General features: G+C 32.9%; 11 protein-coding genes. All 11 read left to right on the top strand.

Features of this window, described 5'->3' with window-relative positions:
- Nucleotides 1-135: 135 nt before the first annotated feature.
- The 11 genes from DWW96_RS07610 (at nucleotide 136) to DWW96_RS07665 (ending at nucleotide 16,683) form a co-directional block, all read left to right on the top strand.
- Nucleotides 136-2,226, top strand: a complete 2,091-nt coding sequence (locus DWW96_RS07610) for an MMPL family transporter (RefSeq protein WP_117910014.1) — start codon at nucleotides 136-138, stop codon at nucleotides 2,224-2,226.
- A gap of 10 nt (nucleotides 2,227-2,236) precedes the next feature.
- On the top strand, nucleotides 2,237-4,624 hold the full coding sequence (locus DWW96_RS07615; RefSeq protein ID WP_117910015.1) for a hypothetical protein: 2,388 nt from the start codon (nucleotides 2,237-2,239) through the stop codon (nucleotides 4,622-4,624).
- Between the two features lie 123 nt (nucleotides 4,625-4,747).
- Nucleotides 4,748-5,329 (top strand): manganese efflux pump, encoded by a 582-nt coding sequence (locus DWW96_RS07620; protein WP_022089388.1) that lies wholly within the window; start codon nucleotides 4,748-4,750, stop codon nucleotides 5,327-5,329.
- 730 nt (nucleotides 5,330-6,059) lie between these two features.
- Nucleotides 6,060-6,449 carry a hypothetical protein gene (locus DWW96_RS14420; protein ID WP_117910017.1) on the top strand — a complete coding sequence of 130 codons (390 nt, stop codon included), beginning with the start codon at nucleotides 6,060-6,062 and terminating at the stop codon, nucleotides 6,447-6,449.
- 13 nt (nucleotides 6,450-6,462) lie between these two features.
- Nucleotides 6,463-6,873 carry a GNAT family N-acetyltransferase gene (locus DWW96_RS07635; RefSeq protein ID WP_117910018.1) on the top strand — a complete coding sequence of 137 codons (411 nt, stop codon included), beginning with the start codon at nucleotides 6,463-6,465 and terminating at the stop codon, nucleotides 6,871-6,873.
- Between the two features lie 208 nt (nucleotides 6,874-7,081).
- Nucleotides 7,082-7,735 (top strand): histidine phosphatase family protein, encoded by a 654-nt coding sequence (locus DWW96_RS07640; protein ID WP_117910019.1) that lies wholly within the window; start codon nucleotides 7,082-7,084, stop codon nucleotides 7,733-7,735.
- Between the two features lie 14 nt (nucleotides 7,736-7,749).
- A complete protein-coding gene (locus tag DWW96_RS07645) occupies nucleotides 7,750-9,660 on the top strand; it encodes a DNA gyrase subunit B (RefSeq protein ID WP_022089384.1) in 1,911 nt (636 codons plus the stop codon).
- A gap of 96 nt (nucleotides 9,661-9,756) precedes the next feature.
- Nucleotides 9,757-12,159, top strand: a complete 2,403-nt coding sequence (locus DWW96_RS07650; protein ID WP_117910020.1) for a DNA topoisomerase (ATP-hydrolyzing) — start codon at nucleotides 9,757-9,759, stop codon at nucleotides 12,157-12,159.
- A gap of 30 nt (nucleotides 12,160-12,189) precedes the next feature.
- Nucleotides 12,190-14,814, top strand: a complete 2,625-nt coding sequence (locus tag DWW96_RS07655) for an Ig-like domain-containing protein (protein ID WP_117910021.1) — start codon at nucleotides 12,190-12,192, stop codon at nucleotides 14,812-14,814.
- Between the two features lie 45 nt (nucleotides 14,815-14,859).
- A complete protein-coding gene (locus DWW96_RS07660) occupies nucleotides 14,860-15,636 on the top strand; it encodes a Cof-type HAD-IIB family hydrolase (RefSeq protein WP_022089381.1) in 777 nt (258 codons plus the stop codon).
- 21 nt (nucleotides 15,637-15,657) lie between these two features.
- Entirely contained in the window at nucleotides 15,658-16,683 is a 1,026-nt protein-coding gene (locus DWW96_RS07665; protein ID WP_022089380.1) for a peptidylprolyl isomerase, read from the top strand.
- Nucleotides 16,684-16,946 lie beyond the last annotated feature (263 nt).

Genomic DNA, 16,946 nt, shown 5'->3' on the forward strand with positions numbered 1-16,946 from the left:
AGTTGAATAAATCAAATATACAAATTGACAGATTTGTATATTTAAAAGAGACATGGCAAAAAGATTGAATATTTAAGTATTCGGTCTTTTTTTTTATACTGAGTGCAGAAAAATAAGAAAGGTGAAGTGATAAGAATGAAAAAATTCGGACAAAAAGTTGTTAAATACAGAGTATTGATATTTGTTATCAGTTTACTTTTATTAATACCTTCTGCATTTGGTTTTATAACAACAAGAATTAATTACGATATTTTATCCTATTTACCACAGGATATGGAAACTATGAAAGGACAGGATATTCTGTTAGATGAATTTGGAACAGGAGCCTTTTCTTTATGTGTAGTTGAAGGAATGGATGAAAAAGATATATCAGCAATGAGAAAGGACATGGAGAAAGTTGAACATGTAAAATCAGTTATCTGGTATGACTCAATTGCAGGCCTTACAGTTCCAATGGATGTTCTTCCAAATGATATCCGGGAATTTTTCAATAATAAAGATGCTGACAGCACATTAATGATTGTTTTATATGATTCATCAATGTCTTCAGATGAAACAATGGATGCAGTAAAAGAATTAAGAAAAGTTGCATCTAAAGATTGTTATATAAGTGGTATGTCGTCTGTAGTTACAGATATTAAAGATTTGGTAATGCATGAAATTCCAATTTATGTAATTATCGCAGCAATCCTTTCACTTATAATTTTACAGTTAACAATGGATTCAGCAGCAGCACCATTATTCTTCTTACTTGGAATTGGTATGGCAATTGTTTATAACCTTGGTACAAATTTCATTCAAGGTGAAATGTCATATTTAACAGAAGCGTTAACAGCAGTACTTCAGTTGGCTGTTACAATGGACTACTCAATTTTCCTATGGCACAGTTATGAAGCACAGTGTGAAAAAACGCCGGATGATCATAATACGGCTATGGCAAATGCAATTAGTGAAACACTTGCTTCAGTAACAGGAAGTTCAATAACAACAATTGCCGGATTTATTGCATTATGCTTTATGACATTTACATTAGGTTTAGACCTTGGTGTGGTAATGGCAAAAGGTGTAGTATTCGGTGTAATTGGATGTGTAACAATTTTACCATCAATGCTTTTAATCTTTGATAAATTTGTTCAGAAGACAAGACATAAACCAATTATCCCTGATGTAGGTAGAATTGGTAAAACAGTTATTAAGAGAAGAACTATTTGCATAATTATTTTCTTAATATTATTAGTACCTGCAGCATTTGGTTACAAGAACAACAAAGTATACTACGATTTAGTCGGTTCATTACCAAAGACACTTCCAAGTATTACAGCAAATACTAAGATGGATGAACAGTATGCAATGGGTGCAACTCATATCGCAATGGTAGACAGCAGTCTTTCACAGGCAGATGCAAATAAGATGATTAATCAGATGAAAGACTTAGATGGAGTTAAAACAGTATTAGGTATTGATTCAATATTAAGTCCGTCAATACCAAGAGATATCATTCCGAAGAATCTCTCAGAAGATTTGATTAATGATAAATATGAACTTTTATTAATTAGTTCTGAATATGCGGTGGCTTCAGATGAAGTAAATGAACAGTGTATTCAGTTGGAAAAAATAATAAAGAGTTATGACAAGCATGGAATGTTAATAGGTGAAGCACCTTGTACTAAAGACTTAATTGAAACAACAGATACCGATTTTAAAGTAGTTAATGCGCTTTCAATTGCAATGGTATTTGTAATTATATTATTTGTATTTAAATCAATTTCATTACCGTTTATTTTAGTAGCGGTTATTGAAGCGGCTATTTGTATGAATATGGGAATTTCATATTACACAGGAACAACATTACCATTCATCGCATCAATTGTAATTGGTACAATTCAGTTAGGTGCAACAGTTGACTATGCAATTCTTATGACAACAAAATATAAGAACGGCAGATATTCAGGATTACCTAAGAAAGAAGCAATTACAAAGGCTCTTACAGAATCAATGCAGTCAGTTATAGTTAGTGCTTTGAGTTTCTTTGCAGCCACATTTGGTGTAGGTATGTATTCTAACATCGATATGATTAGTTCATTGTGTAACTTAATGGCAAGAGGAGCAATCATAAGTATGATAGTAGTTATATTTGTTTTACCGTCATTATTTATGATATTTGATAAATTAATAATTAAAACAAGTAAAGGTTTCATTAACAAAGAGTTAGTTTCAAATAAGTAGGAGGTTCGCTATGAGAAAATCAAATTTAATTAGTAAGAAGTTTATAATAAGAACAATCGCATGTGCAATGACAGTTGTTGTTGCAGGTGCATCAACATATGGATATACAACATTTGCAAATCCGGAGGATGTTTCTACAGAAGAAACTCAGACAGATGTAAATAGTGATGACAAGAGCGAGTTAGAAGATGCAATTGACAATGTTATCTCAGTTTCAGAAAAAGAAATAGGCAAAGATGAAACAGTATATGTAATTGCTGATAACACAGGTAAAGCTACAAGCACAATCGTAAGTGATCATTTGAAAAATGCAGCAGGAGAAGATGTTATTGTAGATAAATCTGATTTGAAAGATATTAAGAATGTAAATGGAGATGAAACATTTACAAAAGATGGCGAAAACATCAAATGGGAAGCAAAAGGAAATGATATTTATTATCAGGGAACTACAGAAAAAGAAACTCCTGTTAATGTTAAAATAACATATTATTTAGACGGAAAAGAAATGACAGCAGATGAAATCGCCGGAAAGAGTGGAAAAGTTACTGTAAGATTTGATTACACAAATAACGAAAAAGTTAAAGCAGACATAAATGGAGCAGAAGAAGAAATTTATGTACCGTTTATCGCAGTTTCGGGAATGATTTTAAATGATGATTTCCAGAATGTAGATGTTAAAAATGGTAAAGTAATTTCTGATGGCAAAAATCAGATAGTAGTTGGTATGGCAATGCCGGGAATGAAAGATAATCTTGATTTGAGTGATGATGAAGTGGAAATTCCTGATTATGTTGAGATGACAGCAGACGTTGAAAACTTCAGTCTTGATATGACAATGACAGTTGCGTTGTGTAATGAAGGATTTGACATTAGCGATATTGATTTATCTGATTTAGATGAAAAAGTTGACGAAATTGATGATGCAGCAGGAAAATTACAGGATGGTTCAAGCGATTTGGCAGATGGACTTGATACATTAAATAACAATATGCCTGAATTTAAATCAGGAATGGTTACACTTAAAAATGGTATTGCAACATATACAGGTGGTGTAAGTCAGGTTAGCTCAGGAATTAATACATTATATAAATCTTCAGGAAAACTTGTAAAAGGCATGAAGTCAGTTAAAAAAGCTGTAGATGCTATTTATACAAACTTTGGAACAAAAGAAAATTCAAAGACAATCCGTGGTGGTGCTAAAGCACTTGCAGATGGAAGTAAGACATTAAATGAAGGTGTTAATAAGTTATCAACAGGTGCAGATACATTAGCTACAGGAAGTAATACTGTAAGCACTAACATGGAAACATTAAGCAATGGTGTAACAACAATTGCAGGTCAGGTTTCAATATTAAATACTTCAATGACAGATTTGAAGAATGGAGCATTGAAAGTAAGCGCAGGTGTTGATGAAGTAGCTGACACAATTAACGGACTTGGAAACACAATCGCAGAGCAGGAAAAAGGAATTTATACAAAATTAGCTAAAGCCGGAGTTAAGTCATACGATGAGGCTGACAAAGCATTAAAAGATGCTAAGAAACTTCAGACTGCAATTCTTACAGCAATTGCAGCAGATACTTATACAGGACTCGATGCTTATGGTGTTACAGATGCAAAGAGTGCAGCAAAGGTTCTTACAAAAACAACAGAAAATGTTAATTCTTTATCAGAAGCTGTAGCTTCATTGAAAGTTATGGATGAAGTAGCAGACAATGTTTCAGCTAAGAAAGAAGATTTAAAAGAATTACAGGATGGTGCTAAAGAATTGGCAACAGGAGCCGGAAAAGCTGCAACAGGTGTAAATACATTAGACACAACAATGACAAGTGTTGCAACTAGTACAAAGCAGTTAGCTGCAGGAGCTAAATCTGTATCTGAAGGTGCAAGCCAGATTAAATCAGGTTTATCATCAGTCGCATCCGGAAGTTCAGATTTAAAAGATGGTGCAAAATCATTAGATTCAGGAATTGAAACTTTATATGAAAAAGCTATTTCTCCACTTTACACAGGTGTAGGAACATTAAATGACAGTATGCCAACATTAAAGTCAGGTGTTAAGAAGTTAAAAACAGGTAGTGACAAATTAGTTGCAAACAATGATACTCTTAACAAAGGTGCAAAACAGTTAAATGAAGCAACAACAACTATTAGTGATGGCGTAAGCAAGTTGGATGACGGTGCAAATGAACTTAAAGATGGAATGAAAGAATTCAATGATGAAGCAATTCAGAAACTTATTTCATCATACAACGGAGATGTTAAGAAGTTAGTTAATAGAATTAACGCAACTTCAAGAGCAGCTCAGAATTATACAACATTTACTAAGACAGCAGATGGAGTAAACAGTAACGTTAAGTTTATTATTAAGACTGATGGAGTTTCAGCTGATAAATAATAAAAATAAAGCACATAATATGTTATGTGAGTAACATTAGGTTTAGTTAGTTGTGAAAATAAATTGATATTAAATCAATTGATATTCAACCTCAAATTAAAGCAGATAAAAGGGAGGGGTTGTGTGACTTGGATTGAAAATGTAATGATTATATTTGGTATATCCTTTGAAGTATTTGCAATCATGGAGTGTAATGGCTCCATGGTGGCAAATATTAAAAAAAGCAGACTTACGATAATTGGAGTAATTCTTTCGTTGCTTCAGCTCGTAATGCTTGGAGTAGGATATATAATTTCAAGACTTTTAATTAACATAGTAACAACAACCGACGAAGTAGTTATTGGACACATTTTGGCAATTGCTATATTTGTATTGCTAGGAATAAGGTTAATTATTAAGGCACTAAAGAATGATATAATCAATGAAAAATTAGAAGAGAAAATGGAAATAAAAAAATACATTCTTCCATTGGTGGTAATTGGAGGATATACAATAACTACAGGTATTGCAGCAGGATTTTGTAATACGAATCCTTTGAATTTAGGAATTTTAGTAGTGGTTGTAACATGGGTTGCTTCATATGCAGGAATGTATACAGGATACAGAGCAGGATTTGAACAAAAAACAAAGGCTTATATAGCAGGTGGAGCATTGTTGATTATCGTTGGAATTGACATGGCAATCAGATGCTTTGTATTAGGTTAGAAATTGAAAAATAAACTTAATAAGAAAACCGAAAGTGGTATGAAAACCGACTTTCAGAAAAAAAGTATAAAAATAGTGCTTTGCTGGAAAAGTGAAGCACTATTTTTTGTTCTTTGTCAAGAATGGGGGGGTAACTCAAGTTAATAACAAGTCTGCGAATTACATTCACAGCCTGGTATTTGTTTGCGTGCAAAATAAGTGAAAGCCGGATTATAACTTTCGATTTTGAAGTATACACATAATTTTTTCGATTCCGATAATCAAATATCCAATAGACAAAATAATAAAAAGAATAATTATTGAAAAAATTGTTACCCGCTCATATCCAAGTTTATTTATATCAAGAAAAAAATAAGGAGCCTCATTTAAATGAAAATATGAAGACGCAGGCACCTTATAGAGTCTTACAAATGTAAAAATAAGATAAACAAAAGGATATAAAGTCCAGATGAAGGGAGCATTTAATTTCTGCAATCCCTTAGGGGCGAAAAGAAGCCAGTCTATAACATAAAAAAAAGGAAGCAGATAATGAGCGAATAAATCTTTTATAGGAAGATTTAAGATGTTATTTATAAGCAGAGGATATTTGTAATTAGCAACCATATAGTGAAATATGAAAAATGTTAAGATTATTGACATAAGGCTCATTCCTTTAAATAAAACAAAAAAATGTGAGTATTCTTTTAAAGCAGTATATTTTTCCGAAAAAGAAATACGGTTATAAATCATTTTGATAATATTTAAAAGTAATATAATAAAACAGAATAAATTAGAGAGTACGGTAAAGTATCCAAAAAATCTAAATGTATTTGGTAAATCATCAATATCAATATGTAAATATAAAGAAAATGATGCTATTCCTAAAACGAATAATTTGAAAATCAGGGAAAAACTAAAAGAATTTATAAAAGCATATCTGTTTTTCATATCTGTAATTACCTCCACAAAATTAATCTACAAAATGGGTTTACAAAATAATCTGCATAAAAATAGTGTGGGCAAAATGAAAAATAATAATCATGAAAATAAAGCAAAAACAAAGCAAAAAATAAAATTTCTTGAAGTGAATTGGCAGATAAAGTATAATGTATTAGTTAAAGTGGACAGAATATGTGATTGAATAGAGGAACAAGATGGTACTTAAAGAAAATGTTTTAGATGTAGATACATATTTGATGTTAAGGGGAAAAGTTAAATGGAAACCATTGACTAAAGAACAGGCTAAAAAAGCATTGGAAAACAGTTTATATATAGTTGTTGCATATGAAAATGGCAAACCGGTAGGAATGGGAAGAGTCGTGGGAGATGGAGCAGTTATATGCTATGTACAGGATTTGATTGTAATACCGGAATATCAGGGAAGTGGTATAGGATACAGACTATTACAAAATATAAAAGAATTTGTTTTAGAATTAAAGATTCCAGGTACGGAAATGATGTTTGATTTAATGTGTGCAAAGGGAAGAGAACATTTTTATAAAAAATGTGGATTCATAGAAAGACCAACGGATAAATTAGGTCCTGGAATGATTCAATACCTGTGATACCAGGGTTATAATTCCATAAACCACATGAGCTTGCTCAAATGTGGTTTATGGAATTCATGACCCGCCCCAACATGAGCATAAAAGTGGGATGAAATCCCACGATATGCGAATGTTGGTCAGATTGTGAGAGTGCGAAGCACGAAGCAATCTGAAGGTATCATACATATGTAGAAAAAAGGAAAGATTAAGATAAGGCAGGTGTGATATGAATATTTATTTAATTAGACATGGCAGACAGAACAGTAAATTATGTAATGTTGATGTGGAATTGTCCGGTGAAGGTAGAGAGCAGGCGCACTTGGTAGGAAAGCGTTTAGCTAAATATGGAATTGAAGTTGTGTATTCAAGCAATTTAATTAGAGCGAAGGAAACAGCAGATATAATAAATGAATATGTTAAGAAACCAAGATTTGTTGATGAAAGATTAAGGGAAGCAGAGTTTGGTGATTTAACAGGACTTGAAAATAGTGTCCTTAAAGAAAGATATAAGGATTTTCTCGCAGAGCGTTCGAAGATGGAAAAGGATATGGCATATCCCGGTGGTGAAAATTGCGAAATGGTATTTAACAGAGTTTTTGAAGCGATAGATGAGATAGCACATAAAGATTATGAAAATGTAGTGGTAGTAACTCATGGAGGTGCTATAAGGGCATTACTTACAGGCATAGTTAAGGCTGATTATGCTAAGTGGCTTACATTTGGCAGACAACTTGAAAATTGTAGTATATCTGAGATTATGTATGATAAAGATTTGGGAACATATCATATCGAGAGACTTAACGATTATGCTCATTTTGAAGATGAAGACAGATTATTAAGAAAACATTTTGGCAATGGATTTTTGAATCCAAATAAGTAATCAAGGAGTTAGTAATGGCAAAAAGTAATTACGACGGTAATAGTATTGCAGTATTAGAAGGGTTAGAAGCGGTTAGAAGAAGACCCGGAATGTACATAGGAAGTGTTGGAACAAAAGGGCTTAATCATTTGATTTATGAAATTGTTGACAACTCAGTTGATGAACATTTAGCAGGATATTGTAATGAAATAAAAGTAACATTGGAAAAAGACGGTAGTGCTACTATTAGTGATAATGGTCGAGGCATTCCGGTTGATATAAATGATAAGACAGGGCGTCCTGCAGTTGAAGTAGTATTTACAGTACTTCATGCCGGAGGAAAGTTTGGAGACGGAGGTTATAAGATTTCCGGTGGTCTCCATGGTGTTGGTGCATCAGTTGTAAATGCGCTTTCAGTATGGTTAGAGGTAAATGTTAAAAGAGACGGAAAAGTTTATAATCAAAGATATGAGCGTGGGAAAATAATGTATCCTTTGAAAGAAGTAGGAACATGTAGAAAAAATGACACAGGTTCAACAGTACAGTTTTACCCGGATGGCGAAATATTTGAAAAAACTTATTTTAAAGCAGATGCAATTAAAAGCAGATTACATGAAACAGCATATTTAAATCCAAATCTTACAATTATATTTGAAAATAAAAGAGTTGCAGAAGAAGAAGTAATTACTTACCATGAGCCTGATGGAATTTGTGCGTATGTTGCAGAATTAAATAAAGAAAAAGAAAAGGTTCATGATGTAATTTATTTCAAAAAGACTGTTGATGGGATTGAAATGGAAGTAGCATTTCAGTTTGTAAATGAATTTTCTGAAAATATTTTAGGATTTTGTAACAATATTTACACACAGGAAGGTGGAACACATCTTACAGGATTTAAATCAAAATTTACAATGGTAATAAATCAGTATGCAAGGGAATTAGGAATATTAAAGGAAAAGGATGCTAATTTTACAGGGGCAGACGTTAGAAACGGTATGACGGCAGTTGTGGCAGTTAAGCACCCTGAACCAAGATTTGAAGGACAGACAAAGACAAAATTAGATAATCCTGATGCCGGAAAAGTTGCTGCTGAAATTACAGGTGAAGAATTGGTATTGTATTTTGACAGAAATGTTGAAGTGCTTAAAAATGTTATTGCATGTGCTGAAAAATCAGCAAAAATCCGTAAGCAGGAAGAAAAAACAAAAACAAATATGCTTACAAAGACAAAGTTTTCAATAGACAGTAATGGAAAACTTGCTAACTGTGAAAGCAGAAAAGCAGAAGAATGTGAGATATTTATTGTCGAAGGAGATTCTGCCGGTGGTTCAGCAAAAAGCGCAAGAAAGCGTAGAACACAGGCAATTTTACCTATAAGAGGAAAAATCTTAAATGTTGAGAAAGCTTCTATCGACAAAGTTCTTGCAAATGCAGAAATTAAGACAATGATTAATGCGTTTGGATGTGGATTTTCTGAAGGCTATGGAAATGATTTTGATATAGAAAAATTAAAGTTTAACAAGATTATTTTAATGACGGATGCCGATGTTGACGGAGCTCATATCGATACATTGTTATTAACATTTTTCTATAGATTTATGCCTGAATTAATTACGCATGGACATGTTTATTTAGCAACACCGCCATTATATAAGGTTGTACCTAAAAAGGGAAAAGGTCAGTATTTATATGATGACAAGGCTTTAGAAAAATACAGAAAAGATCATAAAGGATTTACGCTTCAAAGATATAAAGGCTTAGGAGAAATGGATGCAGACCAGTTGTGGGAAACTACACTTAATCCTGAAACGAGAATTTTGAAGCAGGTAGAAATAGAAGATGCAAGATTAGCATCAGAAGTAACAGAAATGCTTATGGGAAATAACGTAGGACCTAGAAGGGACTTCATTTACGAACATGCGACAGATGCAGAATTAGATATATAAGCATTTAGGAAACAAAATGAATTTATTTTCTATAGATGTTTCCGATTACCAACCCCATCGTAGAGAGGGACAATACATATTATATAGGAGTAACATATGTCAGAACAGATAGTGAAAACAGAATATTCTGAGGTAATGCAAAAATCATACATAGATTATGCTATGAGCGTAATTTGTGCCAGAGCACTTCCTGACGCAAGAGATGGACTTAAGCCGGTACAGAGAAGAGTTTTGTACGCCATGGAACAGTTAGGACTTAACTATGATAAACCACATCGTAAATCAGCACGTATAGTTGGTGAAGCAATGGGTAAATATCATCCACATGGTGATAGCTCAATTTATGAAACATTAGTTGTAATGTCTCAGGATTTTAAAAAGGGAATGGCTTTAGTAGACGGGCACGGAAACTTCGGCTCAATTGAAGGAGACGGAGCTGCCGCAATGCGTTATACGGAAGCAAAATTAAAGAAATTTACACAGGATGTATATTTAGCAGACTTAGATAAAGATGTTGTTGATTTCATGCCTAACTTCGATGAAATGGAAAAAGAACCTGTAGTTCTTCCGGTAAAAGTTCCTAACATTTTAGTTAACGGAGCAGAAGGTATTGCCGTTGGTATGGCAACAAATATACCTACTCATAATTTAGGTGAAGTAATAGATGCAGTTATCGCATATATGGAGAATAATGACATTTCAACAGAAGAATTACTGGAAATAATGCCGGGACCGGATTTCCCAACAGGAGGAATTGTAGCCAACAAATCCGAGTTGGCAGACATTTATAAGACAGGAAACGGTAAATTAAAATTACGTGGAAAGCTTGAATTTGAAAAAGGTAAAGGAAAAGAGAAAGACAAGCTTGTAATAACAGAAATTCCTTACACAATGATAGGTGCTAATATTAGTAAATTTATATCAGACGTTATTTTACTTGTGGAAAATAAAAAAACAAATGATATTGTTGATATTTCAAATGCATCAGATAAAAATGGTATAAGAATAGTACTTGAACTTAAAAAAGGAGCAGATGTAGAAAAACTTACAAATATGCTATATAAAAAGACAAGGCTTGAAGATACATTTGGTGTAAATATGCTTGCCATAGCTGATGGAAGACCGGAAGTTATGGGGCTTAAATCAATAATTAAGTATAATGTGGATTTTCAGTATGAAATAACTACTAGAAAATATACAACAATGCTTAATAAGGCTTTAGAACAAAAAGAAATAAAAGAAGGTCTTATAAGAGCAACAAATATTATTGATTTGATTATTGAAATTATCAGAGGAAGTCAGCAGTTAAAACAGGCAAAGGAGTGTCTTGTAAATGGAAATACTGAAGGCATTAAATTTAAGAATCCTGAATCAGAACTGTTAGCAGCTAATCTTAATTTTACAGAAAAGCAGGCACAGGCAATTCTTGATTTAAGACTTGCTAAATTAATAGGTTTAGAAGTTCTTGCATTGCAGAAAGAATATGAAGATTTAGTAAATAAAATTGCTAAATACGAGGATATTCTTCACAGCAGACGTTCCATGACAAAAGTAATCAAGAAAGATTTGCTTGCAATCAAGAAAGAATATGGTCAGCCAAGAAGAACTGTTATTGAAGATGGAAAAGAAGCTGTATTTGATGATAATAAGATAATTGAGCAGGAAGTAGTATTTGTAATGGATAAATTTGGTTATGCCAAATTAATTGACCAGGCCACATTTGACAGAAACAGAGAAGCGGTAATTAAAGAAAACAAATATTATTTTAATTGCATGAATACAGACAAGGTGTGCATTTTTACAGACAATGGAAACATGCATCAGATAAAGATAATAAAAATGCCGATTAAAAAATTTAGGGATAAAGGTGTTCCAATAGATAATCTTGGAAATTACAGTAGTGCAGGAGAAAGCATTGTGGCATTATTTAGTGCTTCAATGATTAAAGATAAGAAATTATTGTTTACTACTAAAAAAGGTATGATGAAGCTTGTTGATGGCAGTGAATTTGAGACAACAAGAAATACAATTGCAGCTACAAAGCTTGGGGAAGATGACAGTCTTGTAGGAGTTCAGATTACAAGAATTACTTCAAAGCCTGTCGAGGATGAAGAGTATGAAATGCCGGTTGCATTAACAGGAGGTTCAGATGACGAATTTATGCCTATGGATGATGTTCAGTTAGAAATGAATTTTGATACACCTTCGCAAATGGATAGTGCAGGGAATAATACAGAACTTCAGTATACAAGGGAAATATTAGTTCTTCAGACGGAAAATGGGGTATTTTTAAGATTTCCACTTAAGGAGATTCCTGAAAAGAAGAAAACTGCAGTTGGTGTAAGAGGAATTAAATTAAATGCAGATGATTTTGTAATTAATGTTTATCTGTTAGATGTAGGAGACAATGATGTTGTTGAATACAAGGGAAAGAAAGTTGAACTTAGAAAACTTAAAACAGGAAGAAGAGATACGAAAGGTGTTAAAGTTCGAATATAAATGAGGACTTAGTAGAAAAGAGGGATACACTTGAAAAGTAAAATTTTTACAAAAATAGCAAAGAATATACAGGTTACAATTTTAGCAATTGCAATTATCGTAAGTAGCATACAGTTTAGTGGAGTTACGGAAGTCAAAGCAGATGACGCAACATTTGAGGCGAGCATAAGTGGATTTCCGGAAAGTTACAAGCCGTATTTAAGACAGTTACATGCAACATATCCTAACTGGACATTTCAGCCTTTTAATACAGGAATTGATTTTGGAACAGCAGTAGATAATGAAGCATCTAATGACAGAAGTCTTACACATACAAACTATTCAGAGTTTTTACAGAGCAATGCTTCAGGTGACTATAATACAGCTACAGGAAAATATATTGCAAAAGATGGAAGTACATGGGTAACAGCTTCTAAAAATGCAGTAGCATACTTTATGGATCCAAGAAATTTTCTTAACGATACATATGTTTTTATGTTTGAAAATTTAGCATATGATGCAGCTAATCAGACACAGGCAGGCGTTGAGGCAATACTTACAGGTTCATTTATGGCTAATACAAATATAGCTTACCTTGATGCAAATGGAACATATATTCCAACGGCAGAAAGCTATTCATCAAAGATATTGCAGGCGGCTCAGACTTCAGGTGCAAGTGCATATTATATTGCTTCAAAAATATTACAGGAAGTAGGTTCAGGTAGAAACGGAATTTATGCAGGAATGGGAGCAAGTGGAAGTGTATCCGGAAATTATTCAACATCATATAAAGGAATTTATAATTTCTATAATATAGGTGCAAGTACAAGTTCACAGCCCATTTTAAACGGTTTAAAATGGGCTTCAAACGCAAAGAATGGATATGGTACACCTTGGAATACTCCGGGAGCTTCAATAATAGGTGGAGCACAATATATAGCTGAAAAGTATATCAATGTAGGACAGAATACAACATATTTGCAGAAGTTTAATGTAACAGCTAAAAATACATATAAACATCAGTACATGACAAATATATTTGGCTGTGCATCAGAGACAGGAACTACAGCAAAAGCTTATGATACATTGGGAATTAAAAGTAATCAGCGTCATTTTATAATTCCTGTATACAACAATATGCCTGGAGATAATACAACTGTTACAATGGGCAAATCAGGAGATAAGACAGGTGTTATTACATCAAATGTAAATCTTAGACAGGGCCCAAGTACCGGATATAGTTCATTAACTAAATTAAGTAAAGATGATGTCGTTACAATAAAAGAAAACGTGCTTACAGACAGAAAGTATTCAGTAAGCTGGTTAAGTAATCCATATTGGACCAAAGTTGATGTAGTAAAAAACGGAGTTTCTTATACAGGATATGTTTCAACAGAATATGTTACACCTGAAGTTGAAAATAATTTGATTACAGGTACAACAGTAAGTGCTAAGGCAACTACATCAAATCCTAATGAAAAAGTAATTTACCGTTCAGACAATCCTGCTGTAGCAACAGTTGATGATGCAGGAAATATTACCGCTGTAGGTGATGGAACAACTACAATAAGAGCATTTGCAGTAAGTGGTAATTTTGCAACATATACAATACAAGTATTCACAAAAGGATGTGTATTAGATAAGACAAAGGCAACAATTGGTGTAGGTAAGAAAGTAAAATTAAATGCAACAGTATATCCTACTGATGCACCGGATAAGACAGTAACATGGACTTCAAGTAACACGTCAGTAGCTAAAGTTTCAAAAACAGGAAAAGTAACAGGTGTTGGAGTAGGAAATGCTACAATATCTGCGACTGCAACAGCTATAGGTGGAGCTGTAGGTACTTGTAAAATTAAAGTTATACGTCCGGTAACAGGAGTAAAACTTAATAAAACAAAGAAGACTTTAAGAGTGGGAAACACATATACTTTAAAAGCAACTGTGATTCCTGAGGATGCTACTAATAAAAATGTAAAATGGAAATCAGATAACACGGCAGTAGCTAAAGTTAAAAAGGGAGTGGTAACAGCAGTAGCTCCGGGAACAGCAACAATTACAGTTACTACTAACAATGGTAAAAAGACAGCAACGGCATTGATAACTGTTATTTCAGGTCAGATTGGCTTTAAGTCTGTTGCTTCATATAATCAGAACACAATTAAACTGACATGGAATGCGGCAACAAATGTAAGTGGATATATTATTTACAGAAGAAACAGTGCAGGCAAATATAAAAAGATTGCTAAATTGTCGGCTTCCGTAACATCATATAAAGATAAAAAACTTGTTACAGGAAACACATATAGCTACAAAATAAGAACTTATACTGTTAGTGGTGGAAAAACACATAAATCATCATTCTCAGCAGCAGCATCTGCAAAAGTAGTTCCAAAGAGGGTAAAATTTGTATCCGCAATGGCGTTGCAGGGAAATAGTGCTGTAGTAAGATGGAAGAGAGATAAATGGGTTACAGGATATCAGGTATACAAAAAGTCAAACATCCAGTTAAAATATAGAAGAGTAAGAACAACAAAGAAAAATACTGTTGTAAAATTTACTGATGGTAAAGCAGTTTCCGGCTATACATATTATTACAAAGTAAGAAGTTACAAGGTAGTTTATGGGAAAAAAGTATATGGAAAATATTCTAAGGTTGTATCTTTGAGCAAATAGCAGTAATATGTAGTAATAAATTAAAAGGAATTGAAAGAGAAAACAATGATAAAGTTAGTTGTAAGCGATGTAGATGGAACATTAATAAAACCGGGGGAGACAAGAATAAGTGAGAAAACATTGTCTCTTTTGGGTGAATTAAAGGAAAAAGGAGTTTTGTTTGCGGTAGCATCAGGGAGAGACTATGATGCTATCAGACCCCTTTTTGGAAAGATAAAAAATGACATTATTTATATCACTAATAATGGTGGAGTTGTTATGTATCAGGGGAAAGTCTTATGTAAGACACCTATAGATAAAATGCTTAGCGTAACAATAATGAATGAAATGCAGAAGAAAAGAGACTGCAGAGTTCTTTTAGCAGGAGAAACAGGATCTTATGTAAGCACATATGATACTGATTTTACAAGATATCTTGCAGAGCATGGATTTTCCACAGAAAATGTAAAGGACTTTAAGGAAGTTAAAGAACCTATTACAAAAATCTCCATATATGCAAAATATGGACTTACAGAGGAATTTTATGAATCAATAGTTGACAGATGGGGTGATAAAATAAAAATCGCCATATCAGGCAATAATTGGGTAGATTTAACTGATGAATATGTGAATAAGGGAAATGCACTTGCAGTTGTACAGCATATATTCGAAGTTACTTCAGAAGATACAGTAACATTTGGAGATAATTATAATGATGTTGAAATGTTTGAACGTTCTTATTATAGTTATGCAATGCAACATTCTCCTTCAGATATAAGAAAGTGTGCAAAGCATATAACTCCTGATGTTGACTCTATATTAGAAGATATTTTGAGAATGTAATTGAAAGGTAGGGTATCAGTTATGATAAAGAAAAAAGTTATTGCCTTAGGCATTAGTATGGTAATGGCAACAACAGTTCTTAGTGGATGTGGTTTAAAAAGCGATACTCCTGTAGTCGGAGATTTGTTTGGACTTAAAAGTGATGAGGCATTTGTAGTAGACAAATTAATATGCTCGGTGTCGGAAGCAAAATTAATAATACTTAACAGTGCAAATAAATACAAAAATGACTTTGGAGGAATTGTTGACTGGAGCCAGAAACTTGAGAAGACTACACTTGGTGATTTTGTAAAAGACGAAGTAAAGAATGATATATCAATCACATACACAATGGCAGCTTTAGCTGATAAGAATAATGTAACAATAGATGATGCAGAAAAGACTTCAATAGCTGCAGCAGCAAAAGAGTATTATAATAGTCTTACAGATGAAGAAAAGGATTATACAACGGCAACAGAAGAGACAGTTGAAACATTATTTACAAATTATTACAAGGCAAAGAAAGCTTATAATACATTGACAGCTAATGTAGGAGAAGAGATAAGCGATGAAGAAGCCAGAGTAATTAAAGTTCAGTATATTCATATCGATACTACAAAGACGAAAACAAATAAAGCAACTAAACAGTTAGAGGAAGTAATAAGTCTTGTTAATGGTGGATATCAGACATTTGCAAAAGAAGCAAAGCAGTATAGTGATGATGAATTAGTAACAAAAACAATAAAGAAAAATGAGGCAACACAGGATTATGAAATTGCCGCATTTGATTTAGCAAATGAAGAAATGAGTTCAATAATTACTCAGGATGACGGATTATATCTGGTATATTGTGAAAACAGTTATTTAAAAGATGAGACAGCACAGAATAAGAGTGCAATTATTGAAAGTACTAAGAATTCTGCATTTAGTAAGGTATATGACAATTATATTAGCGACGTAAAGAGTGATTTTAATACATCTGCATGGGATGATATAGCACTTCCTGATGGAGAAAATATGGTTAGCACAAATATAATGGATGTGTTTGATACTATTGCAGCTGAATAATATAATTTGAATTATTTAAGATTGGGATTGTGAGTGTACATGACACAAAAAATCCGTAAGTATCCAAACTGGGGTTTTTGACCCAACATATATTTAATTTAATAATAAAAAAAAGAACTGAAAATGATACGTTAATGTCAAGCAGACAAAATATCATTTTCAGTTCTTTTTTTATATTGTTATGAATGAAATATAATACATTGATATATATGAGAGTGTGAAAGTTTTTCTGTAAATTAATATTTAAATATAATTAATAGGCC

It is taken from the genome of Eubacterium sp. AF17-7 (genome assembly GCF_003461285.1).
Classification (GTDB): domain Bacteria; phylum Bacillota; class Clostridia; order Lachnospirales; family Lachnospiraceae; genus Eubacterium_U; species Eubacterium_U album.